This is a genomic window from Saccharicrinis carchari (assembly GCF_900182605.1).
In the GTDB taxonomy this organism is placed as follows: domain Bacteria; phylum Bacteroidota; class Bacteroidia; order Bacteroidales; family Marinilabiliaceae; genus Saccharicrinis; species Saccharicrinis carchari.
On record NZ_FXTB01000001.1, the window covers coordinates 432,795 to 455,944 of the forward strand.

Genomic DNA, 23,150 nt, shown 5'->3' on the forward strand with positions numbered 1-23,150 from the left:
GCTAATCTAAATTATTATAGTAACCCAATTTGTACATATCGTAAACAAGCATACTAGGGTTTTTGGCATACAAACATTTTTCCAGCCTTTTACCAAATACTCTAAAAAGGCTTTTATATAAACCTGATAATTTATACTTATGCAACAAATAGTGGTATTTTAAAATTCTTATGCGTTTTTCCATAAGCTTTTTGTCCTTGTTTCGTTTAGTAAGGAACTTTAATGTTTCTAACCTTTGTTCTGTTTTACGGATAAACTCTTCGTTACTTTCCAGTCCGATATGTACAACAGGATTATCAATGTGAATAATTTGTATTCCCTTTTTTTCGAGCTCCATACCAAACATCGTATCCTCGTGCCCGGATCGCTGTATGGTTTCGTCAAAGCGAACGGTTTTAAAGAGTTCCTTCTTCACCAAAAAATTGTTCGACATAAAGCTTTTGTTGGGCACCCGGCTTCTAAGGGCTGCACTATGGTCTTCTTTCGCTTTTCCCACTTTCCAGCGCAATGATTTATCGGCGGAAGGCAAATGCTTTGGATGAACCCTGCCCCCGTAAATAATGGACAAATCGGCAGACAGGCAGGGAATGTAAGTCGCAATAAAATCATCGGCAATATCCGAATCGCTATCTAAAAACAAGATTTGATTATGCGTGGCTTCCCGTGCCAGCCTGTTTCTGATGGCCGCACTCCCTAAATTTTTTTTTAACTCGATGTATTTTACTTCAGGTATCGACAGTAACTTACGGTTTGTGTTTTTATACCGATCCTCCGAGCCATCGTCCATAATAAGTATTTCAACGTCCAGGTTATTTTCCTTGGCCTGATACATCAGTTTATGCACTAGCGGTGTTATATTGTAATTAAAAACAGGAATACAGACTGACAGCATATGTTGTTATGAATAACGTTTTTAATCAATGGCTTTTGTTTGTTCTTTCAGCCAATCCTTAAGCTCAGTGCTTAATAGTGGAGATAACTTTTCGAATACGCTACGGTGGTAGTTGTTAAGCCATTTTTTTTCTTCATAGGTGAGCAAAGAACTTTCTATTGCTTTTAAGTCGATGGGGCAGAGGGTGAGCGTTTGGAATTTAAAAAAATCCCCAAACTCGGTGCTATGCGATTCACTGACCAGTAGCAGGTTCTCTATACGTATGCCATATTCACCGGCACGGTACAAGCCGGGTTCATTGGATGTAATCATCCCTATTTTAAGGGCTACGCCATTGTCCCTGGGTCTAATATCCTGCGGGCCTTCGTGTACATTTAAAAAGCAGCCTACCCCATGCCCGGTGCCATGACCATAATTTAAACCTTTAGACCAAAGGGGCTTGCGTGCCAATGTATCCAGATGCACTCCTCTGGTACCTTCAGGAAAACAAGTGCTTGCAAGCGCTATGTGGCCTTTTAATACCAAGGTAAAATCTTCTCGTTGTTTTTCGCTTGGTCGGCCTAGATGGATGGTGCGGGTAATATCGGTGGTGCCTTCAAGGTATTGTCCGCCTGAGTCGATCAAATAAAAGTTGTCAGATGTAAGCGGTATATCATTTTGTTTAGAAACATTATAATGCACAATAGCTCCGTGTGCACCAAAACTGGAAATTGGGGCAAAGGATTCGCCTTTATAATTTTCGTTTTCGGCTCTGAATTTCTTGAGCTGTTTGGCAGCAGATAGTTCAGATACCACCCCACTCGGTACATTTTGTTGCAGCCAGTACAGAAATTTTACCATTGCCACACCATCTTTTAGCATGGCTGATTTAAATCCGTTTTGTTCCGTTGGGTTTTTTACACCTTTTAAATCTTTGACAATACTTGCTTTTTCTATTCTTATTACTTCCGACGGTATCTGGGCAGATATTTTTGCGTTAGTGGTTGATGGATCATATAATAAACCTGATTCGTGCGGCATATCATTAATCCAATTAAATATATCGGTATACAAGTGAACGCTGATATCGTCCCGAGCCAGTTCTTTGCCTATGTCGGTGGTTATTTTAAACGTATCAATAAATAGATACACGCCGTCCAACGAAATGATAAGGTAAGCATGAAAAACCGGATTGTAGCTTACATCGCTTCCGCGTAGGTTCAGTGTCCAGGCAATTTCATCCAACGCGGTTATTAAATAATGCGAAGCGTCCTGCCGGCGCATTTTTTTGCGTATGTCTTCAATTTTTTCGTTCCTATCAGCACCTGCATATTTTTTATCGTGCACAAATATACTGTTATCCGGAATTGGTGGACGATCTATCCAAATATCATCCAAAAGGTTTAGTGAGGGATTTATGCCAATGCCATAGTGTTTATATTTCCTGGATAATTTACGGGCATCTTCAATGGAAAAAACTTCTCCATCGAAGGCCAAAGTGCTGCCGGGGTTTAATCTTTCGGCAATCCAATCGGCATAGTCGGGAGTGTCGGGTTCGGCTGCTTTAAATAGTGTTATACCGCTTTCGGCCAGTTCGTTTTCGGCTTGTAAATAATACCTGCTGTCTGTCCAAAGTCCGGCTTCGTCGGCCAGAATAACAACTGTACCTGCGGATCCGCTAAAACCCGAAATATATTCTCTGCTTTTCCAGTGTCCTGCGGTATATTCGCTCATATGCGGATCGCTGCTCGGTATTATATAGGCATCAATGCCCATGCTAAGCATCTTGTTTCGCAACAAAAATAACTTTTCGTTAGTTGTCATCAGTTGTATCTTTAGCGTTAATAAAATTCGATATCGGCTTCACGATTAAAAACAATAACTTTTGTTTCCGTATCCGGGTCGTTCCCTACCTGGCCGGAGATGGATATATTGCTGTTATCTCTGAAAACTTGCAGATTATCCTGCACAGGATGCACAAAATTACCATCTTTGATATCGCCGTTAATGGTATAGGTGGTATGAGGGTTTAATTGTATGTTGGTGGGGCACTGGTGGTTATTGATACGCAAACGTTCAAAGTGATCATTTGGGTTGGCTATGCTGAGCGAACCTTTTTCACACTCAAACAGGGCATCCTCTCCAAAATTGCTTACATGGATAATGCTATTGAGCGTTTTTAGATTAATAAGCTGGCAAGTGCCTATTTTAAGGTAATCAACATTCGACGAACAGGAATAATCGGTAACAGCATTTAAATTTATCCTACTGTAGGCGGTGCTTCCTTTCAGCTTATTGGCCGATACCATGGTAAGATCAGAATTTTCGATGCGAACCGTTGCTGTTCCTGCGTTGCTTATTGTTCCTTTGCAATGTAATAACTCAATGTGGTTGTTTATAGAGTCATGTGCAGGTATAAGGTTATTAATATCAATATCGCAATAGGATAAGCCGGCAACAACTCCGCCTTGCATCTGTTCTATGCTTACTTTACCGTGACTGTTTTCAATGTTGAGTGCCAGTTTTTTGGGGTGAAATATGTTGTATTTTATTTTATAGGGTATGGTGCGGTTAAAGTTGCCGGGCAAATTGGTTTTTACTTGTAGGGTGTTGGCGTAAAATACGGTATTGATACGTATTTCATCCAGCATTTCACCGGATAGGTTGGGCTTGTCTGTTAATATTTCAATATGTGTTTCTACGCTGATAGAATCTTTATCCCAATTTTTCAGGCTAATTTGTGCATGTTTCGATTGAATATCCAATCGCTGCAGATTGCCTAGCGGAAACACTTCAAAAGTATGTTCTGTAAAATCTTTTGTAGTGCGTGTTTGCGACCACAACGATGCGCACACAAAGAATAGGCTTGTTAATATGATTTGAAGTTTTAACATATCGATAGTTTAATGCTGCGATAAAAATAGCTAAAAAGTAGGGTTCGCAAAAATATTGTAGCATAATAGTAGCGGAGTAGTGGCGCTATGGTTTATAAAATGGCGGACCGGCTTGCAATAGAACCGGAAAGTAAAGAGTTAATTGTATAAAAAAAGCTGCCCTATGGAGCAGCTTTTATAACAAATCTGATAAGCTGAAAATTATTTATCCATCTCTTCTAATGTTCTTTTCATGAGATCTTCAACCGTAAGAATCTCCAAAAAGGATGTGCCTCCGCCAATACCAAAACTGCTACCCAGATAAGCAACTTGTTCATGGTCTTCCAGAATATTTTTCTTTTTAAGCTTATTGATGGTTTTAATCATAATTTCTTCTTTGCTTCCACCATGTTCCATAATCTTAGCTGATACGCCGTACGATAGGCTTAATTCGCGAGCTGTTCTTTTGCTATAGCATAAGGCTGTAATAGGTGTTCTTCCGCGAAAAGCAGCCAAATAACGAGCCGTTCTGCCTGTGTAGCTGTCGGTAAGTATCGCACCAATGTTAAGGTCATCTGAAGCTTTCACTGCCGTGTCAGCCAGGTAGGCTGTTCTGCTTTTTGAGGTGCTGGTAACAGGTATATCGTTACGGTTATCTTTGGCTGCCTCAACTTCGCGGGCAATCATCGACATGGTTTTAACCGCTTCAACACCGTAATCGCCATACGCGGTTTCACCACTAAGCATAATAGCATCCGTACGATAGTAAATCGCATTGGCAACATCGGTTACCTCGGCACGCGTAGGGCGAGGGTTCTTAATCATCGTGTGCAACATTTGTGTTGCCACGATAACGGGTTTTTTGCGTTCAACGCACTTACGTATCAACTGACGTTGTATTCCAGGTATTTTTTCTTGGGCAATTTCAATTCCCATGTCACCCCGGGCAATCATCACACCGTAAACGCACTCCAATATTTCATCAATATTGCTAACCCCTTCTTGGTTTTCAATTTTAGCAATTATTTTGGCAGGGCATTCCAGGCGATCCAGTTCTTTCTGAACATCGGCTACATCGGAAGCATTTCGTACAAAAGAGTGGGCTATGAAATCTATTTCTTGTTCGGCTGCATACCCTATAAAGCGGATATCTTTTTCGGTAAGTGAGGGTAGGTTGATACGTACACCGGGTACGTTCACACTTTTTCGGCCACCTATCTCGCCATCATTTTCCACGGTACAAACGAGATGATCATCTTTTTTCTCTATAACCTTGAGCGCTGTTTCACCATCGTCGATGAGGATGTCACCACCAATGCTCATGTCTTGTACAAAGTCATCGTATGAAACACAGATGCACTCTCTGGTTGATAAGGTTTCGGAGCTGCCTTTAACCAATATGGTGTCGCCTTTTGCCACCATAATTTTATTGCCGTCTTCGGTATTGGTAGTGCGTATTTCAGGACCTTTGGTATCTACCAATATACCTACTTTTTCTGAAATTGACCGCACGGTGCTAATAACACGGCAAAGCCCCTCATAATCCATGTGTGCAGTATTCAACCTCACCACGTTAACTCCACTTTTGATTAGTTTTTTCACATAATCATGGTCACACTTCATGTCTGACACTGTAGCTACAATTTTTGTAAACTTTTTCATTAAATAATTTATTTATTTCAAATGTTTTTTTTGTGCAAAAAATATATTGTTATGTTTTTTTCTGAAATGCCTCAATGGCCAGGTTATATGAGTATAAACCAAATCCGGCAATAGAACCTGTGCAAACCGGTGAAAGATAGGAATGATGCCTGTACGACTCTCTTTTGTAAATATTGGATATATGAACTTCTATTACGGGGCTGCTTATTGCTGCTATTGCATCCGACAAAGCTATGGAAGTATGGGTATAGGCTCCTGCGTTAAAAATTACCCCCTGGTAGCTGAATCCTACCTGATGCAGTTTATCTATCAATTCTCCCTCGCTGTTCGATTGGAAATAATGTAACTCTACATTAGGGTAATTCTTTTGCAATTGAGCAAAGTAGCTTTCAAATGTTTGATGTCCGTATATATCAACTTCTCGTTTGCCGAGTAAATTTAAATTAGGACCATTTAAAATTAATAACTTCATGTATTTAATTTATAACGGAGTATAATGTTTTGCTTTTTAGCGAGCAACATTTTTACCGAGTACAAAGGTATTGAAAACTTATCTATAATTAAACATTATTCTCCCATCTATTGTCAAAAATAACCGAATTCATAACAGTGCTTATTTTTTTTGATATAAAAGCCTTTGTCTCCAGTAATAAATTAATGGGGTAATTTATTGTAAATTAATACCTAAGTGTATTTACACTATTTGTATTGGACAGTTATTTCATTTTTAAATACCATGTTCAAACAATCTAAAAAAATTCCTGTTAATAGAACTGATTTTATTAAATAGTAAAAATTGTAACAACGATCTATATTTAGCTTAAATGGTAACAAATATGAATGTAAAATTGCTAGTATCTTACAATGCTTTTTGCCGTATTAGTTAAAAAAAACAACGCACATAAGGCGAGATGATGTTAATTAAAAAGAGGCAATGTATTTATATACAGGTGTGTAGGACTTTGATGTGATGGTGAATTATTTATTAAGTTAATAATTATTGCTTATGTGGTACCGTGATATGTTTAACCCAAAAAACATGAGAATACATTTGATTGGCAGCAATAATATATTTATATTTAACGCCTGTTGCATTATACATTAATTTAATTCTATTAGTATGATTTGGGAATCAGAAATTGAAGAATTCAGGGCCTACCTGAAAGTAGAAAAAGGCTTATCGGATAATTCTATCCATGCTTATGTTACCGACCTGACCAAGTTGGTAAATTTTTTAAATGAAAAAGGCTATAAGGTAGGACCTGAGGAGGTTACCTTGGCCAACCTTAAAGAAATGATGGAATGGGTAACGGAAAAAGGGATTAGTCCCCGGACTCAGGCTCGTATTATCAGTGGGATAAAATCATTCTATAAGTTTTTGCTGATCGAGGAAAAAATAGATCGCGATCCTACGGCTTTGTTAACCTCACCTAAAATAGGTCGTAAACTACCTGAGATATTAACGGTGGACGAAATTGATACTATTATCAATTCGGTTGATATAAAAAAGCCTGAGGGACAGAGAAATAAGGCCATTTTGGAAACGCTTTACAGTTGCGGTTTGCGTGTTTCAGAATTAATCGACCTTAAAATATCCAACCTCTTTTTTGAGTCGGGTTTTATAAAAATTGAAGGTAAAGGTAATAAAGAGCGTTTGGTGCCAATCAGCTCTAAGGCAATCAAAGAAATTAACCTTTACCTGAGCGAGTATCGCCGTAATCTAAATATTCATGTAGATAGCGAAGATATTTTATTTTTAAACAGACGAGGTAAAAAACTTTCGCGAGTGATGATTTTTACCATCATTAAAAATTTGGTAAACAAACTAGGTGTCGAGAAAAATGTAAGCCCACATACGTTCCGTCATTCTTTTGCTACGCATCTTATAGATGGTGGTGCCAACCTGCGTGCTGTACAGGAAATGTTAGGTCACGAATCGATTATAACAACTGAAATCTATACGCATCTGGATAAAGAGTATTTGAAAAATACGATGATTCAATTCCATCCAAGGTCGTAACAGTTTTTTAGCATGACTGAAGGGGTACCAATTAAGGGTACTCCTTTTTTTATGCGCTAAAAAAAGTAAAAATAACCTTTCCGTATTCCCTGTTCTCGATAAACTTGGGATGTTGCTTAAAGTTTAGCTTTCCGGAATGTTCAAAAATAAGCAATCCCTTATCTTTTAATAATTCATGCTTGAAAATTAAATCGGGTACTTGTTCGGCCGTTATTAAATCATAGGGGGGGTCGGCAAAGATAAGGTCGTATTTTTCTGTTGTTTTTTCTATAAATTTAAAAACATTGCCTTTAAATATCCTGAGGTTCTTTTCCAGGCCCAGTTGCGCAGCAGTATTTTTTATAAACTTAAAATGATTGTAACTGAGCTCCACACAACTCACTTCCGTGGCTCCCCTGGAACAAAACTCGTAGCTTATGCTTCCGGTTCCGCCAAATAAATCAAGTACTTTGAGGCTGTTAAAATCGATGGTGTTGCCCAGTACGTTAAACAAGTTTTCTTTGGCAAAGTCGGTGGTAGGCCGTGCTTTAAAACTTTTTGGCGGAGAAAAACGTCTGCCCTTTAAGGAGCCACTAACTATACGCATAGCGGGATATTAAATAAATTGAGGTGGTTTTGAATGGATAGGTGTTTAAATATGCCGGAAAACTTAAAATGTTTTGTTGTATTATCAATTTCAACCTGCTTTACATACTTCTTTAGCAGTGCATACGTTTCGTTCGACTTTTCAATGTTACCACTTAAAAAGACCTTTGTGTTGTGTGTGTCCAATTTTATTTGTTCAAAAACAAACAAGGTAAAATATAAAAATTCTTTTTTGTCGTGATATTTAAAAGTGTTGTGCATTTTTAGGTTATTACCTGAAGTTACAATAATATCGAAGTAAAAACCGGATGGCTGAATATGTATATGCACATGATTGTGTGCCATGTTGATAGGCGTGCTCAATAAGGCCGTTTCGATAAATGGTGTAGCCTGACAAAAATATTGTATGTTTTTAAAGTATTTGTCCAATATAGTACTTAATTGCAAGGGAATCTTAAAAACACAGATCGAATCTGCCATTTTAATTTTATTAGCAAAAACAAGTTCAGTTTGTAGGTCAACACCCTCCGAAAAACAAAACGAGAGGTAATCTTCATGGTGCTTCTTATCATACAAAGCCTGCGGAATCAAAGAATATTTGCTGGTGTTGTATAAAACAAATATTTTCTGATAAGGATAAACCAAGAGGTTATTCTTGGATAGTTCCCATTCCAGAATATCTAAAATATTTTCGTTGGGCTTTAACGGCCGATTGTTGAACTGAATGTATTGATTGCTAACAGGATCCAGCACACAAAAAGAAAATCCATCCAACTGAAGTTGGATGGATAAAAAATAGGATGTAGTAATTTTTATATCGAAACTTGTGTCGATAACGGATACCGTGTTCATAAAACAATCTTTACTCCCAGTTACCGGCGTTGTTGTTTGTTTCGGTAAGCGACCCCACTTTAAGTCCGGGGTAACGTTCTAATTTCAACGTTTTGTCCGACATGTTGTCAATTTCTTGTTGTTCCAGACCGTTCAAATAAACATTGTTGTGAACCTTGGCTTCAAATACCTGAACTTTGACGCCCGAACCTGTTTCAACTACTCCGGCCTCTAAGATAAATTCTTCTCCATCGGTAAATGGCACATAACGCAACGAATCGATAGGATATTGCTTTCCAAATAAAGAATCGAGTACACTTACCAACATCGTGTCACGTTTAATCATTCCTAATTCCAGCGCTTTTTCTTCTGTCCATCCGGCTTCTATCAAACTGTCCGAAAGGCTTCCTTCTTTTTTGACTAGCTTTAACGAATCATTTTTAACAAAGTGAATCAAGCTGTCGAAGTTGCCGGTAAACTTTTCCTTTGTAGATTTGTAAGCAATCTCAGCAGTTCTAATGTCTTTAAGCCTTTTAATTACCGCCTCACTGCGCATCTTTTGGTTTTTGATAAATCGGATAGGTCTATTAATGCTTTCAACACAGAAATATCCTAACGCAATGATGGCAATTACAAGTACGATTTGAATTACGGTTTTCATTATTTACAGATTTTGTATTAGTTTGAGTTCACAAATTTATAAAAAAAATCAAATTTTAGATTTCGATTGGCCTAAATTACACAAATAATGATAAATAAACATCTAATTAGCATAATAACGCAACACTTTAAGCATAATCCTACGCCATCGCAGGAAAAAACCATCGAAAAATTTGCCGATTTCCTGACCGAACAAAATGAACACCCTATTTTTTTGTTAAAAGGATATGCGGGAACCGGCAAAACTTCATTGGTGAGTTCCTTTGTTGAAGCCTTGGGTGAGTTGAATTTTAAAATGGTATTGATGGCCCCAACGGGTAGGGCAGCCAAAGTTTTTTCGAGCTATGCCCAATACCCTGCCCATACGGTGCACAAAATTATTTACAGACAAAAATCGGCCAATGATGGATTCGGATCCTTTAACCTCAATAAAAATTTAAAACCCGAAACCATATTTTTTGTTGACGAAGCTTCTATGATACATGGTTCTTCGGCCGAATATTCGGGTTTTGGAACCGGGAATTTAATGGAAGATTTACTAAACTTTGTTTTTGAGGGCCATAATTGCCGTTTGGTGCTTATTGGCGATGCGGCGCAGCTGCCTCCTGTGGGTAACTCGGAAAGCCCTGCTTTAAACATGGATACACTAAAATATTATTCAGAATCGGTAACAGAGTGCTTCCTGTGGGATGTGGTAAGGCAATCCAGCAAAAGTGGTGTTTTAAGCTGTGCTTCGGATTTACGGTTTCAAATTGAATCAGAAAACATACTCGATAATCTTCCTAAAATAAATATAGAAGGTTATAATGATGTTAAACGATTAACGGGCGAGGAACTCATTGATGCCATTACCACTTCGTACGATACCGTTGGTATGGACGAAACCTTAATTGTAAACCGTTCCAATAAACGAACCAACCTGTACAACAAGGGTATACGCAACAGTATTCTGTATAAAGAAGAAGAACTAACTGTAGGTGATATTATTTTGGTGGTGAAAAATAACTACCACTGGCTAAAAAACAGCAAAGAAGTTGATTTTATTGCCAATGGCGATATAGCCGAAATTGTGCGGATTAAGGGATACGAAGAATTATACGGGCACAGGTTTGTAAACTGTGTGGTTCGTTTATTGGACTATAAGGAGCTGGAAGTAGATGTTAAGCTGATGCTCGATGTACTTAATCTGGATACACCCGGCTTGTCGCAAAAGGAACAGGAACAGTTTTTTTATACCGTGATGGAAGATTATGTCGACTTAACACCAAAACGGAAACAGTACCAGGCAGTTAAAAACAACGATTACTACAATGCCCTGCAAGTTAAGTTTGCCTATGCCATGACCTGCCATAAAGCACAAGGCGGACAATGGAAATCAGTTTTCGTTGATCCGGGTTTTGTACCCGACCAGAATATAAACCGCGATTATTACCGTTGGCTTTATACCGCTTTTACCCGCTGCACGGAAAAGCTTTATTTGGTAAACTTTAAGGAGGATTATTTTGAGTAATGCCGATTTGTCAATGATAACTTTTAATGCATTAGCCATAAGTGTATGGCGAAATAAACTTAAAATAAAGATGGGTATGTGGCAGGTGGTAATTTTTTCCCTCTCCTTAAAACTAACTTAATTTTTCGAAATGTAGATACGGCAGAGCTACTGTTCACCCCTGCTGCTTTGTTAATACTTGTAGTGGCAACTTGTTTTTTTTCTCAAAAAATCGGTTGTGCCCAATATCGGTAAAACACTAAAGGACTTTTTACTTCAGGAAGTATGGTATTTACCCTTGATGGATTTGTCTTCATTTAAAATTAAGTGATTATGCGGTTGATAGCTAAAAAGGCCCACCGACCGTGCCATTTCGTTTACCCACTGCGCCGAGCCTCCGGTTAGCTTGCCGTTATTGTTCATAAAGATAAAATCTGTCTTTTTGACTTTCTATTTAGGAAGTCGTATATTGGTGTCTGTTTTTCAGTCTGTTGTAGGTTAAATTACAGCATACGTATAATTATCAAAACTCAAATGTTATTATGGACGAACAAGCAAGATACCAAGAGGCAAAAAAACGTGCAGAGGAGATACGGGGTTTCTATCATCACCTTGTTAGCTACATTGTTGTTAACACAATTCTTGTTATCATGAACCTGGTATGGACTCCGGAGTATTTGTGGTTTATTTGGACTACTTTAGGTTGGGGTGTTGGTATAATTTTTCATGCCGTTTCTGTTTATGGAAATCTTTGGGGAAAGGCCTGGGAGGAACGTAAGATCAGGGAAATTATGGATAAGGACAAGCGATTTTGAGTTAATTGGGTAGATAATCTACTGTAATATAGCATTGTATTGCTTTGCCGTACACTCCAGAAATCATTGGCTTTTTCTGCTATCGTGTAAATGCCACTCAAAGTTTACCTATATGAAAAGCAGCGGTTTTTAATTAACTTTTCAGTTTTACATTCACCTTTGTTTTATGGATATACTTGTGCTTTGGCACTTAAACCGCTATTGTTTATATACATTGCTATAGCCTTTTATTAAATCTTTTCTTCTGACGTAAAAAACAATCATAATAATAATGGACAGATAGAATATAAAAATCCAAAAAGTGTTCATGCTTCCAGTAAACTCAGGTAAAATAAGCAGGTAATTAAAAGCGGCGTTAGCACTAATATGAGCCAGTATAGATGTTAGTACGCTTCTTGTATAGTAATAAATCCAACTAATAAAAAGTGTTCCCAGAATAACCCATAATAAAAAAACCATAAAGTTCATTTGTAAGGGAATCCCTGTCCCGATCAGATATGCCGGAAAATGCCATAACCCCCATATTAAACCAAGTATTATACTTGAATAGAACAGATTGAATTTATTCATCAATCTTGGAAGTAAAAACCCTCTCCATCCATATTCCTCTCCAAGTGCTATTAATATGATAATAACAATTTGAGGCATCAGTTCATAAGTTCTTAAGCTTAACATTGAAATTGCAAAATTCAAGGATGTGAGCATTGCTAAAAATCCAACGAGAGGAATTCCAATCAAGGAAAGAAGAAGCCATTTTATACTTGTTCTTTTGATTGTTTGTTTTACGAATAAATCATGAACCCCTTTTCTTCCTTTTGTAATTGCAGTAAAAGCAAGAGCAAGTAATGATGGGGTGAAAACAGATAATATGGATAAGTTGGGATTATTTGTCTCGAAAGAGATATAACAAATTAACGAACTCAAGCCTATAGCAATTGTAGAGAATAAGATGATTTCTTTTTTTTCTTGTGAACTCATGGTCTATATAATTTTGATAGATCTGAAAATAACGTTCTGCTTTTTTTGATTTGACTTTTATTAACTTGTCAACTATCTCATTCCGATTCTTGATAGTTTCAATTGGCTTCTAACGGCAGTCTGTCTAAAAACTATTTCAGGCAGCCTGAGTTTGTGTTAAATGTAGTTGATTTGAGAGACTATTGAAAATTGAATGCTGTTTTGATGATATTTTACGGTCTTTTCTTTTGCTCAATGTAGATACTATCATCCAACTTTTCAGGGTTTTCATGAAACCTTTCCCTTTCCGCACTGACAATTGATACTTTGCGATTTCATGAAGCTTTCGGAATCTATCACTTTACGTAATTTTTTCTTTAATCAGTTCGGCATTTAAAGTTTCCAAATTTGATAAAATTGTTAATTCATTAATACTTGCAATATATCTGATATTCATTGATTTTTTTACACGGTCAGGATTTGCTTCTCTCCAACCTTTTGCAGTGCAATTAACTGTGCTTCTTGTTCTCATCCAGTTCTGAATAATGTAATCACTCCTTTCTGTGTCACGGAATTTGGCCATGTCTGTTAGGGAAATGAATTCTTCTTCATTTTGTTTGTAGAGAACTATCTCTAATTCATTAACGGTGCTGTTTTGGATACCATAAATACGACCAAGTTCTCTTTTGGTATATTTTCCAGTACTAAGTTCCGATAAGATTTTTAGTTTGAAACTCTCACTGTAACGTCTTGTTACATTGTCATTTTTATACATAATAACTACATTTTGTGTAGCCATTATTTAGGACGGGTCACGCTTGCACCCAACTTTTCAATAAGCTCATCCTATATGGGCATATTTCGCTTATGCATACGGTTATTTTGATTGTTAAATATAGCATATCAAGTTAAAATTTATACCCATTAGGTAGGGTATTTTAACAAGGAGAAAAAAACTAAATGACTTGGTTGCTCTGTCTTCAAACAGGCTTGTCTGGCGCCAAATAGAGAGAAGCGATTGCCCGGATACAATAAACCCCCGCCTTTTAAGGTGGGGGTTAAGGGATTTGATTGACGCTATGTCTTTTAACTAATCTATCTTTAAATCCTTAACAATAGCATTAATCTTTTGCTCGGCGGCAGCATCTGCAGTATAATATTCTTCGCGGCTGTTCATTTGCCCGCGTACTTCAAAGTAAAACTTTATTTTTGGTTCGGTACCCGATGGGCGAACGCTTATTTTTGAACCGTCCTGGGTGAAAAATTGTAATACATTGGATGTTTCGGGTAAATCAATGGGGCTGTCTGTCCCTTTAATTTTGTCAAATGCTTTTAATACAGCATAATCTTTAACTACCGAAACTTTTGAGCCAGCCAACTCCACAGGCGGGTTCTCGCGCATATCTTTCATAATCTGCTTAATCTCGTCGGCACCCGATTTACCTTTACGTACAATGTAAATCATCTTCTCCTTAGAGAAACCATATTCCAGATAGATATTTTGCAGCAATTCAAAGAGTGTAACGCCATTGTCTTTGGCCCATGCAGCAATCTCGGCAAAAATAGCACAGGAAGCCACGGCATCTTTATCCCTTACATAATCGCCCGGTAGAAATCCATAGCTCTCCTCGCCGCCACAGATATATTTTTTGATTCCTTCGTTGCGTTTAATCTTATCGGCAATCCATTTAAACCCCGTGTAAACATCAAAATATTCAATATTATTTTTAAGGGCTATGTCCTTTAACAGTTCGGTAGTGACAATGGTTTTAACGATATACTCTTTGCCGGTTAAAAGCTTGTTCTCTTTCCAGCGTTTTACCATGTACCAAGTGAGCAACAAGGCCGTTTGGTTGCCGTTGAGCAATATAAATTCCCCTTTTTCATTTTTGCAGGCAACTCCCAATCGGTCGGCATCCGGATCAGAAGCCATCACTAAATCGGCATCTATCTCTATGGCTTTGTCAACAGCCATTTTCAGGGCGGCGGGCTCCTCCGGGTTAGGCGATACCACGGTGGGGAAGTCGCCGCTCACCACATCCTGTTCGGGGATATTGATGATATTGGTGAAACCATATTTTTTTAATGCGGCCGGTATTAGTTTAACCCCGGTACCATGTATGGGCGTGTATATTATTTTTAGGTCGTGGTTTCTTTTTATGGCACCTGTGTCTAATGAAATGGACTTTACTTTATCCAAATACTTCTGGTCCATTTCTTCACCGAGTACTTCAATCAGGTCTTTGTTGCCTTCAAATTTTATTTCGTTAATCGATTTTATTTTCTGTACTTCATCAATCACATTGGTATCGTGCGGGCTTATTAATTGCGCACCGTCGTCCCAATACGCCTTGTATCCGTTATACTCCTTAGGGTTATGCGAGGCAGTAATGACGATACCGCTCTGGCATCCTCGTTCACGTATAACAAACGACACTTCGGGGGTGGGGCGCAAATCGTCAAATAAAAGCGCTTTAATGCCGCTGGCCGATAAAATGTCGGCTGATATTTGGGCAAACTCCTTACTGTTGTTGCGGCAGTCATGGCCTATGCACACTTTTATTTCAGTTAAATCGTTAAACTGTTGGTTAAGATAGTTGGCAAGGCCTTGTGTAGCAGCACCAACAGTGTAAATATTAATGCGGTTGGTACCCGGCCCCATGATGCCTCTGAGTCCTCCGGTACCAAACTCTAAATCTTTATAAAAAGCATCTATCAGATCGCTTTTATCTTCGTTATTCAAGAGTGCAGCAACCTGTTTTTTTGTTTCCTGATCGTAATTTCCTTCCAACCACTGATTGGCTTTTTTTGTTACCAACGCCAAAAGTTCTTGATTTTCCATATTAGTTGTTTATTTAGTTTGTAATTTCTTGTATTCCGACAGACCGGTCTGCTTTTAATATGCACAGGCATTTTTCAAGGCTCCAACCCCAATGAGGAATATTTATTTTATAACTTGTTTTAATCTTACTTTTATTCAGCACGCTATAAAAAGGCCGTGGAGCAGCCGTGGGGTAATCTTTTGACTCGATGGGCGTAATCTTACAATCGATACCCATTATCCGGTGGATGTATAAGGTAAAATCGTACCAACTGCAAACGCCCTCGTTGCTATAATGATAAATGCCCGGCTTAAATATATATATGCCATTGTGTATTTTAGTTATTATAGTTAAAATGGCTTGAGCCAAATCAATGGCATAGGTGGGTGAGCCCACTTGATCGGCCACTATGCTGAGCTCGCTTTTTTGCTTGCCCAGTTTTATCATAGTTTTTACAAAATTGTTCCCAAACTCGGAGTAAAGCCATGCTGTTCGTATAATCATGGAATCGGGTTGGGTTTCCATTAAATATTTTTCGCCCAGCAACTTGGTCTGTCCGTAAAACGACTCGGGCACAGCAAGCACATTTTCGCTATATGGTTTAAAAGTTTTGCCATCGAATACGTAATCGGTAGAAATATGAATTACTTTAAAATTGTTTTGAGTGGCAGCTATACCAATGTTTTTAACTGCATCGGCATTTAGTTTTCGGGCCATAACCTGTTCATGCTCTGCTTTATCAACCGCGGTGTACGCAGCGCAGTTTATCAGGTAATCAATATCGGCTTGCTGGGTGTAAGTGATGAGCTGATCGGGGTTACAGATATCGAGCTCCTCAATATCGGTAAAAACCATTTCCAGGTCAATATATTGGTCATGGATTGAACGTATACTTTGCCCCAACTGACCATTGGCTCCACACACTAATATCTTTGTCATTGATTTGAAGTGTTAAAAATTATACTCAGCGTCCTTAAAAGGGGGATGCCCCTCATCCTTGTCTGAAATCACAATTTTATTTTCCGGTATTCCCCAAGCGATGGCCAAATCAGCATCATTATATTTAATACCTCTCTCGGCGGCCTTGTTGTACAGGTTGTCGCACTTATAGCTAAATAATACTTCGGGGCTCAGAACCGAAAAACCGTGCGCAAATCCGCGTGGTATCATTAATTGCAATCCATTTTCTTCCGAAAGCTCCTGGCAAAAGCTTTTACCAAAGGTAGGCGAATCTTTTCGCAAATCAACAACCACATCCAGTATTTTTCCTTTAAGCACTTGTACCAATTTGGCTTGCGAATACGGTGCCAACTGATAATGCAGACCCCGTATCACACCATATTGCGACGATGAGTAGTTGTCCTGTTTAAAATCGTTTTCAATTCCGGCTTTTATAAACCTTTCCCTGTTATACGACTCTAAAAAAAAGCCTCTGGAATCGGCAAACCTACTTGGCTTAAGTACCAGCAAATCCTCAAATCCTGTTTCTCTTATTTCCATTTTTATTTTAATAATATAACTGCGTGCCAGCTAAGGTAGTGATGGTAATTATAAATAAATGCTAATTTGAGCGTACTTAAATTATTATAAAATTAAAGTTAAGGCTTAGCTCTTGTTTATTTTACGTACAAAGCTATGGCCGACTGCTGCTTACAGCAGCAGTTGAGTAAAGGCGATACCTATTGAGCAGAAGTTAAACTTTTGAAAAAAAAGATTATACTGGAATGAAAATAGACAGCCTGCCCGCCAAATTAATATCTGGATATTAAATTTTATTGATGTGGAAACCGAAATAATATCTTACGTAATTTGGGCTAAACTATTTTGCAATATGTTTTAAATATACCCCATATTGGTTTTTCTTTAAAGGTTTGGCAAGTTCAAGCAGTTGAGCTTTGTTAATAAAACCCATATTATATGCTATTTCTTCTATACAGGAAACCATTAGTCCCTGTCGTCTTTCAATGGTGGCAATAAAGTTTGATGCCTCCAACATGCTATCGTGGGTGCCGGTATCGAGCCAGGCCATACCGCGGCTCATCAAATTAACCTTAAGACGATTTTCTGCCAGATACAATTTGTTCAAATCGGTAATTTCCAGTTCGCCGCGTTTTGAGGGCTTCAGTCCTTTGGCTTTTTCAACTACTGTGTTATCATAAAAATAGAGCCCTGTTACAGCATAATTTGATTTAGGCTTTAGGGGTTTTTCTTCCAGGCTTACAACATTATTCTTTTGATCGAATTCTGCGACTCCATATCGCTCGGGATCGGTTACATAGTATCCAAAAACCGTTGCGCCCTCATTCGTCTCCACTGTTTTAGCTAATAATTTGGGTAGTTCAAAGCCGTAAAAAATATTGTCGCCCAAAATTAAGCATACATTGTCGTTGCCAATAAATTCTTCGCCAATGATAAAGGCTTGTGCCAATCCATCGGGACTTGGCTGCTCTGCATAGCTAAGGGATATGCCCAGCTGGCTGCCATCGCCAAATAAATTTTTGTACAAAGGCAAATCGTGAGGGGTAGATATAATCAGTATTTCGCGGATACCCGAGAGCATTAAAACAGACAATGGATAGTAGATCATCGGTTTGTTGTAAACGGGGATAATCTGTTTAGAAATGCTCTGCGTAATAGGGTAGAGCCTGGTTCCCGATCCACCTGCCAAAATTATTCCTTTGTAATTTGCCATAACTGTATTGTTTTATGTTGATGTCGAAATGTAAATTTTAACCACAATGTGCGCAAAGGCAGCACAATGTTCACCATATTTTTTAGTGCCTATTGCGCATTCATCGTATTCATTGAGGTGACTTTAAAATACGATCAAAATATTCTATCGTTTTTATCAAGCCTTCTTTCAGCTCTACTTTTGGCGTCCAATTGTCTAATTCTTTTTGCGCCAAGGTAATATCTGGCTGTCGTTGGCTTGGGTCATCTTCGGGCAAAGGCATAAAGGTGAGTTTGGATTGCGTGCCCGTTAATGCAATAACCTGTTGAGCCAGTTCGAGCATGGTAAATTCATTGGGATTGCCAATGTTTACCGGTCCCAAAAAATCATCTCTCGAATTCATCATCCGAATGGTTCCCTCTACCAGATCGTCAACGTATTGGAAACTGCGCGTTTGTTTTCCGTCGCCAAAAATGGTAATGTCTTGTCCTTTGAGCGCCTGCACAATGAAATTGGATACCACGCGCCCATCGTTGGGGTGCATGCGGGGGCCGTAGGTGTTAAAAATTCGGATTACCTTAATGGCCACTTTGTTTTGGGCATGGTAGTTGAAAAACAAACTTTCTGCGCACCTTTTCCCTTCGTCGTAACAGGAGCGAATGCCTATGGGGTTTACATTACCCCAATAGTCTTCGCATTGTGGGTGCACTTCCGGATCGCCATACACCTCCGATGTGGAGGCTTGCAGTATTTTTGCTTTGGTACGCTTGGCCAAGCCCAACATATTAATGGCACCCATCACCGATGTTTTGATGGTTTTTATGGAGTTAAACTGGTAATGAATGGGCGATGCAGGACAAGCCAGATTATATATTTCGTCTACTTCGATGTAAAACGGATGCGTAACATCATGGCGTATCAACTCAAAGTATGGATTATCGAGCAAGTGAATAATGTTTTGCTTATTCCCGGTAAAATAATTATCCATACAAATAACATCGTTACCTTCCTTTAGCAATCGCTCGCATAAATGGGAACCAATAAAACCCGCCCCTCCTGTTACCAATATTCTTTTTTTCATTTTTTTTAGATTAGATAAGAGACGGTTTGATAATCCCCGTACCGCTGAAAATTTAGCGGAGGAGCAAGATAATAGACTTTGCCTATAGAGCTGCCAAGTTTTTTGTCTCTCGCTTTTTAATTAATCTTAGTGTGTTTTTAATCCAAATGCCTGATACGTAATTTTTATATTAAAAACTCTTATCGCCAACTCTCTTATTTCATTGGATGTCTGGCCTTGCGTCCGATGCTGTAATACGAAAAACCGTTTTCAACCATTTCGTTAGGGTCGTAGATATTTCTGCCATCGAATATCACCTTATTTTTAACCAGCTTGTCTATTACCTTAAAGTTGGGAATACGAAATTCGGGCCATTCGGTAATTACAACAAGTGCGTCCGCATCAATGAGCACATCGTAGGGATCATCGCCATAGAATATTTTATCGCCTAATATACGCTTAGCCTCATCCATAGCTACCGGGTCGTATGCTTTTATACTGGCCCCCATTTTAATCAACTCATCTATAATAACCAGGGCCGGTGCCTCGCGCATATCGTCGGTTTTTGGTTTAAACGATAATCCCCACAAAGCAAAAGTCATTTGACTCAGGTTACTTCCAAAATGTTCTTTTATTTTGCTAACAAGCACATGCTTTTGTGCATCGTTAACATCTTCTACAGCTTGTAATACCCTAAGTTTGTAGCCATAGTCGGCCGCGGTTTTAATTACCGCCTTTACATCTTTAGGAAAGCACGAACCACCATATCCCGCACCGGCATAGATAAACTTATTGCCTATCCGCGAATCTGAGCCAATGCCATCGCGCACCGAAGAAATATCGGCTCCCACAATCTCGCACAGGTTGGCCATATCGTTTATAAAACTAATTTTGGTAGCCAGCATGGCGTTGGCGGCATATTTGGTCATTTCGGCCGATGGAATATCCATAAATATGATGGGATGCCCGTTCAGTAAAAAGGGTTTGTACAGTCGGCTCATCATTTTTTGGGCTTTTTCTGATTCGGTGCCTACCACTATGCGATCCGGTTTCAGGAAATCCTGGATAGCGTTGCCTTCCTTTAAAAACTCCGGGTTAGAAGCGACATCAAAATCCAATTCAACACCTCTCTTTTCCAGTTCGTCAGTTATAGCGGCTTTAACTTTTTTAGCAGTGCCTATGGGTACGGTACTTTTGGTAACAATAACCATATAATGATCCATGTGCTTACCAATTTGTCTGGCTACATCCAGCACATATTTAAGATCCGCACTTCCATCCTCATCAGGCGGTGTACCCACCGCAATAAAAACAACCTCCGATTGTTCAATCGCCTCTTTTAAACTGGTGGTGAATAACAATCTGCCCTTTTCAATATTGTTGTGCACCATGGTTTCTAAACCCGGTTCATAAATAGGTATTATACCTTTTTTTAATGCATTAATTTTTTTTTCATTCACATCAACGCAAGTAACCGTTATGCCTACATCAGCAAAGCATGTTCCGGAGACTAATCCTACATATCCGGTTCCAACAATAGAAATTTTCATACGTTTAATTTTATTAGGTAAAGTGTTGATATCGAATGTACTTTGTTGCTTTTATCTGAAGTACGCAGGCTAGGTATCATCTGATAGTTGCCTTATTCGCTATCTAATAAAACTCAAAAGTAAAGAATTTTGGCAATTATAAAATAAAGGAGAAATTTTAATATGTCAATGTATTTTGTTTTTAGGCAAAAAAATAACTGTAATCTATTTATATTCACGCGTATGCGTTTGTTTTATTTGTGCTAACCATTTATTAGGAATAATATTTTTTTTAAGAGCAACCATTTTTAATTATTTACGTCATAATTCCAAAACATTCAACCTTTAAACTAACTTATGATGAATTTTAAACTTTGGAATTTTATTGTTACGGTATTCTTTCTGTTTATTGTTTATGCTTGCGAACCCGATAACGAACCCGGTTTAAGTGATGAATACACCAGTGATAAAACAGGGTATGCTATGTTTAACGATGCGCGGGGTTCCTCAGGTGGGAGTGCCACTGGTGGGGGATCCTCAACAGGTAGCGGCGGCACCAATCAGGGCAACAATGCCGGATTGATCACGGCAGGCGAATGGAACGACCTGGATAATTGGGTTTACTGGAGTGAATTGATAATTGGACAGGATTATTCAAAAATGCCTGATTATTGGGGATTTTACACCCAAAACCGGATTTCTGTTGTGCTAACCACGAACGGTAGCCCGGCAGTGGATACCAAGCTTGAACTGAAAAAGAAAGGGCAAACCGTTTGGAGATCAAAAACGGATAACATGGGGAGAGCTGAGCTTTGGATAGCCTTGTTTCAAAAAGATAATTCACTAAATATGTCGGACTATGACCTCTATGTAAATGGAAATAAGGTGAACCGGAACCTTACTTTGTTTGAAAATGGTGTTAATAAAATAAATATCACTTCCGCGACATCGGTTTCTGATAGGGTGGAGCTGGCTTTTGTGGTGGATGCTACAGGTTCCATGGGCGATGAAATGGAGTTTTTGAAGGACGATTTGAAGGATGTGGTGCAAAAAGTTTTGAAGGGCAAAACAAACCTTGATGTGTTTACGTCCACCGTGTTTTACAGGGATCAGGGCGATGAATACCTGGTAAAAAAGTCTGGTTTTACCTCGGATATTAATTCAACGGTTAATTTTATCGCAAAGCAGCGGGCCGACGGTGGAGGCGATTTTCCGGAGGCGGTGCATACGGCACTCAAAACCGCTTTCAACGAGTTGCAATGGTCTGATAAGGCAAAAGCACGCATTGCATTTTTATTGCTAGACGCACCGCCGCATTATACTTCCGAAATTATTGCCGAAGTGCAGCAACAAACGCTTCGCGCTGCAGAAAAAGGTATTAAGATCATACCTGTAACAGCCAGCGGAATAGATAAGGAAACGGAATTTTTGATGCGTTTTATGGCCATGGCCACCAATGGAACCTACATTTTCATCACCAACGACAGCGGAATTGGCAACCACCATATCCAAGCCAGCGTAGGCGATTACGAAGTAGAATTGCTCAATGATTTGCTGGTACGCCTGATCCGTAAATACAGCAATTGAAAAAACAAACTAATTGATAGGCGAGGGGCCTATCGGTGCCGGCCTGACTAACAAAATTGCTGAGGGCATGCGGGAGGTGTTAAGGAAGCAATAATTGGGAAGTTGTTTTAAGGTGACTTTAAACGAATCATAGCGTATCTATTTGATTTTGCAATTTTACATTTTAATTCCGAATGCAGCAGATTCATCGTCTTAGTCAATCAAAAGTTGTACTATGGGGGAGCTTATTTTTTTATTCATGTACATTCATCAGCACTATAAGCCGAAATGTTAATAGAGGGGTTTGGTATGGATGGTTTTCATTGACATAGCCCGAAAGATGTTTTATATTGGGTAATAAATGTATCCAATAAATTTATGTTGTATGATGTATTTAATAAATGTCAGTAGGAGGTCTTTACTTTCCATAGTTATTACTCTTTTACTTGCTTCATGTTATTCCGTACGATTCATGACTACAGAGGGGGTTCCCGAACCTGATCCCAATAACGATTGTGAATGCTACTATCGCAACATGAAAGTTCACGAATTGGATACCACCATTACTATTGGAGCAATCGAAAAGGATTTTACGCTTTTACTTAAAAACTGCGAATCGGGCAGTATGGCCATTGTTGAATACAGGAGCACCCTGGGAGGAGTATTGCTGAGCGGTATCACCCTGGGCAAAAAACGAAGGGTTAAGATTAAGTACGTGTGCAATAAAACCTCAAATTAA

General features: G+C 38.7%; 22 protein-coding genes. 5 read left to right on the plus strand and 17 right to left on the minus strand.

Annotation, left to right across the window (positions count from 1 at the left end):
- Position 1: 1 nt before the first annotated feature.
- The 5 genes from FN809_RS01490 to aroQ form a co-directional block, all read right to left on the minus strand.
- Positions 2–892, minus strand: a complete 891-nt coding sequence (locus FN809_RS01490) for a glycosyltransferase family 2 protein (RefSeq protein ID WP_142531708.1) — start codon at positions 890–892, stop codon at positions 2–4.
- Between the two features lie 21 nt (positions 893–913).
- Positions 914–2,695 (minus strand): aminopeptidase P family protein, encoded by a 1,782-nt coding sequence (locus FN809_RS01495; RefSeq protein ID WP_246095382.1) that lies wholly within the window; start codon positions 2,693–2,695, stop codon positions 914–916.
- A gap of 17 nt (positions 2,696–2,712) precedes the next feature.
- Entirely contained in the window at positions 2,713–3,765 is a 1,053-nt protein-coding gene (locus FN809_RS01500) for a hypothetical protein (protein WP_142531710.1), read from the minus strand.
- 201 nt (positions 3,766–3,966) lie between these two features.
- On the minus strand, positions 3,967–5,406 hold the full coding sequence (gene pyk, locus FN809_RS01505) for a pyruvate kinase (protein ID WP_142531711.1): 1,440 nt from the start codon (positions 5,404–5,406) through the stop codon (positions 3,967–3,969).
- A 49-nt stretch (positions 5,407–5,455) separates the two neighbouring features.
- Positions 5,456–5,878 carry a type II 3-dehydroquinate dehydratase gene (aroQ, locus tag FN809_RS01510; protein ID WP_142531712.1) on the minus strand — a complete coding sequence of 141 codons (423 nt, stop codon included), beginning with the start codon at positions 5,876–5,878 and terminating at the stop codon, positions 5,456–5,458.
- 648 nt (positions 5,879–6,526) lie between these two features.
- Here aroQ and xerD point away from each other — a divergent pair.
- Complete coding sequence (gene xerD / locus FN809_RS01515) at positions 6,527–7,426, plus strand: site-specific tyrosine recombinase XerD (RefSeq protein ID WP_142531713.1); 900 nt, start codon at positions 6,527–6,529, stop codon at positions 7,424–7,426.
- A 49-nt stretch (positions 7,427–7,475) separates the two neighbouring features.
- Here xerD and FN809_RS01520 read toward each other — a convergent pair whose 3' ends face one another.
- Genes FN809_RS01520 through FN809_RS01530 form a run of 3 tightly spaced genes read right to left on the minus strand, consistent with a single transcriptional unit; the run spans position 7,476 to position 9,503 of the window.
- On the minus strand, positions 7,476–8,012 hold the full coding sequence (locus tag FN809_RS01520; RefSeq protein ID WP_142531714.1) for an RsmD family RNA methyltransferase: 537 nt from the start codon (positions 8,010–8,012) through the stop codon (positions 7,476–7,478).
- Positions 8,003–8,863, minus strand: a complete 861-nt coding sequence (locus FN809_RS01525; RefSeq protein WP_142531715.1) for a DUF3822 family protein — start codon at positions 8,861–8,863, stop codon at positions 8,003–8,005. The genes FN809_RS01520 and FN809_RS01525 overlap by 10 nt, the downstream gene beginning before the upstream one ends.
- Positions 8,864–8,873: 10 nt before the next feature.
- Positions 8,874–9,503 (minus strand): hypothetical protein, encoded by a 630-nt coding sequence (locus tag FN809_RS01530; RefSeq protein WP_142531716.1) that lies wholly within the window; start codon positions 9,501–9,503, stop codon positions 8,874–8,876.
- Between the two features lie 87 nt (positions 9,504–9,590).
- Here FN809_RS01530 and FN809_RS01535 point away from each other — a divergent pair, with 87 nt between their 5' ends.
- The gene (locus FN809_RS01535) at positions 9,591–11,012 is read left to right on the plus strand and encodes an ATP-dependent DNA helicase (RefSeq protein ID WP_142531717.1); all 1,422 of its coding nucleotides are present in this window, start codon (positions 9,591–9,593) and stop codon (positions 11,010–11,012) included.
- A 255-nt stretch (positions 11,013–11,267) separates the two neighbouring features.
- Here FN809_RS01535 and FN809_RS17650 read toward each other — a convergent pair whose 3' ends face one another.
- The gene (locus FN809_RS17650; RefSeq protein ID WP_185957397.1) at positions 11,268–11,414 is read right to left on the minus strand and encodes a hypothetical protein; all 147 of its coding nucleotides are present in this window, start codon (positions 11,412–11,414) and stop codon (positions 11,268–11,270) included.
- A gap of 119 nt (positions 11,415–11,533) precedes the next feature.
- Here FN809_RS17650 and FN809_RS01540 point away from each other — a divergent pair, with 119 nt between their 5' ends.
- A complete protein-coding gene (locus FN809_RS01540) occupies positions 11,534–11,806 on the plus strand; it encodes a 2TM domain-containing protein (RefSeq protein ID WP_142531718.1) in 273 nt (90 codons plus the stop codon).
- A 198-nt stretch (positions 11,807–12,004) separates the two neighbouring features.
- Here the strand turns inward: FN809_RS01540 and FN809_RS01545 are convergent, their stop codons facing one another.
- The 8 genes from FN809_RS01545 to FN809_RS01590 form a co-directional block, all read right to left on the minus strand.
- On the minus strand, positions 12,005–12,784 hold the full coding sequence (locus tag FN809_RS01545) for a type II CAAX endopeptidase family protein (RefSeq protein WP_142531719.1): 780 nt from the start codon (positions 12,782–12,784) through the stop codon (positions 12,005–12,007).
- A gap of 340 nt (positions 12,785–13,124) precedes the next feature.
- A complete protein-coding gene (locus FN809_RS17655; protein WP_185957398.1) occupies positions 13,125–13,562 on the minus strand; it encodes a hypothetical protein in 438 nt (145 codons plus the stop codon).
- Positions 13,563–13,853: 291 nt separating this feature from the next.
- A complete protein-coding gene (locus FN809_RS01565) occupies positions 13,854–15,605 on the minus strand; it encodes a phospho-sugar mutase (protein WP_142531720.1) in 1,752 nt (583 codons plus the stop codon).
- A gap of 13 nt (positions 15,606–15,618) precedes the next feature.
- Positions 15,619–16,524: a dTDP-4-dehydrorhamnose reductase gene (rfbD, locus tag FN809_RS01570; RefSeq protein WP_142531721.1), complete on the minus strand. Its 906-nt coding sequence runs from the start codon at positions 16,522–16,524 to the stop codon at positions 15,619–15,621.
- A 12-nt stretch (positions 16,525–16,536) separates the two neighbouring features.
- On the minus strand, positions 16,537–17,085 hold the full coding sequence (rfbC, locus tag FN809_RS01575; RefSeq protein WP_142531722.1) for a dTDP-4-dehydrorhamnose 3,5-epimerase: 549 nt from the start codon (positions 17,083–17,085) through the stop codon (positions 16,537–16,539).
- 319 nt (positions 17,086–17,404) lie between these two features.
- The gene (gene rfbA / locus FN809_RS01580) at positions 17,405–18,277 is read right to left on the minus strand and encodes a glucose-1-phosphate thymidylyltransferase RfbA (RefSeq protein WP_142531723.1); all 873 of its coding nucleotides are present in this window, start codon (positions 18,275–18,277) and stop codon (positions 17,405–17,407) included.
- Between the two features lie 109 nt (positions 18,278–18,386).
- A complete protein-coding gene (locus FN809_RS01585) occupies positions 18,387–19,337 on the minus strand; it encodes a UDP-glucuronic acid decarboxylase family protein (protein WP_142531724.1) in 951 nt (316 codons plus the stop codon).
- Between the two features lie 194 nt (positions 19,338–19,531).
- On the minus strand, positions 19,532–20,866 hold the full coding sequence (locus tag FN809_RS01590) for a UDP-glucose dehydrogenase family protein (RefSeq protein ID WP_142531725.1): 1,335 nt from the start codon (positions 20,864–20,866) through the stop codon (positions 19,532–19,534).
- A gap of 336 nt (positions 20,867–21,202) precedes the next feature.
- On the opposite strand from FN809_RS01590, the gene FN809_RS01595 reads away from it, so the two are divergent.
- Both FN809_RS01595 and FN809_RS01600 read left to right on the plus strand, forming a co-directional pair.
- Positions 21,203–22,432 carry a vWA domain-containing protein gene (locus tag FN809_RS01595; protein WP_142531726.1) on the plus strand — a complete coding sequence of 410 codons (1,230 nt, stop codon included), beginning with the start codon at positions 21,203–21,205 and terminating at the stop codon, positions 22,430–22,432.
- Between the two features lie 364 nt (positions 22,433–22,796).
- Complete coding sequence (locus tag FN809_RS01600; RefSeq protein ID WP_142531727.1) at positions 22,797–23,150, plus strand: hypothetical protein; 354 nt, start codon at positions 22,797–22,799, stop codon at positions 23,148–23,150.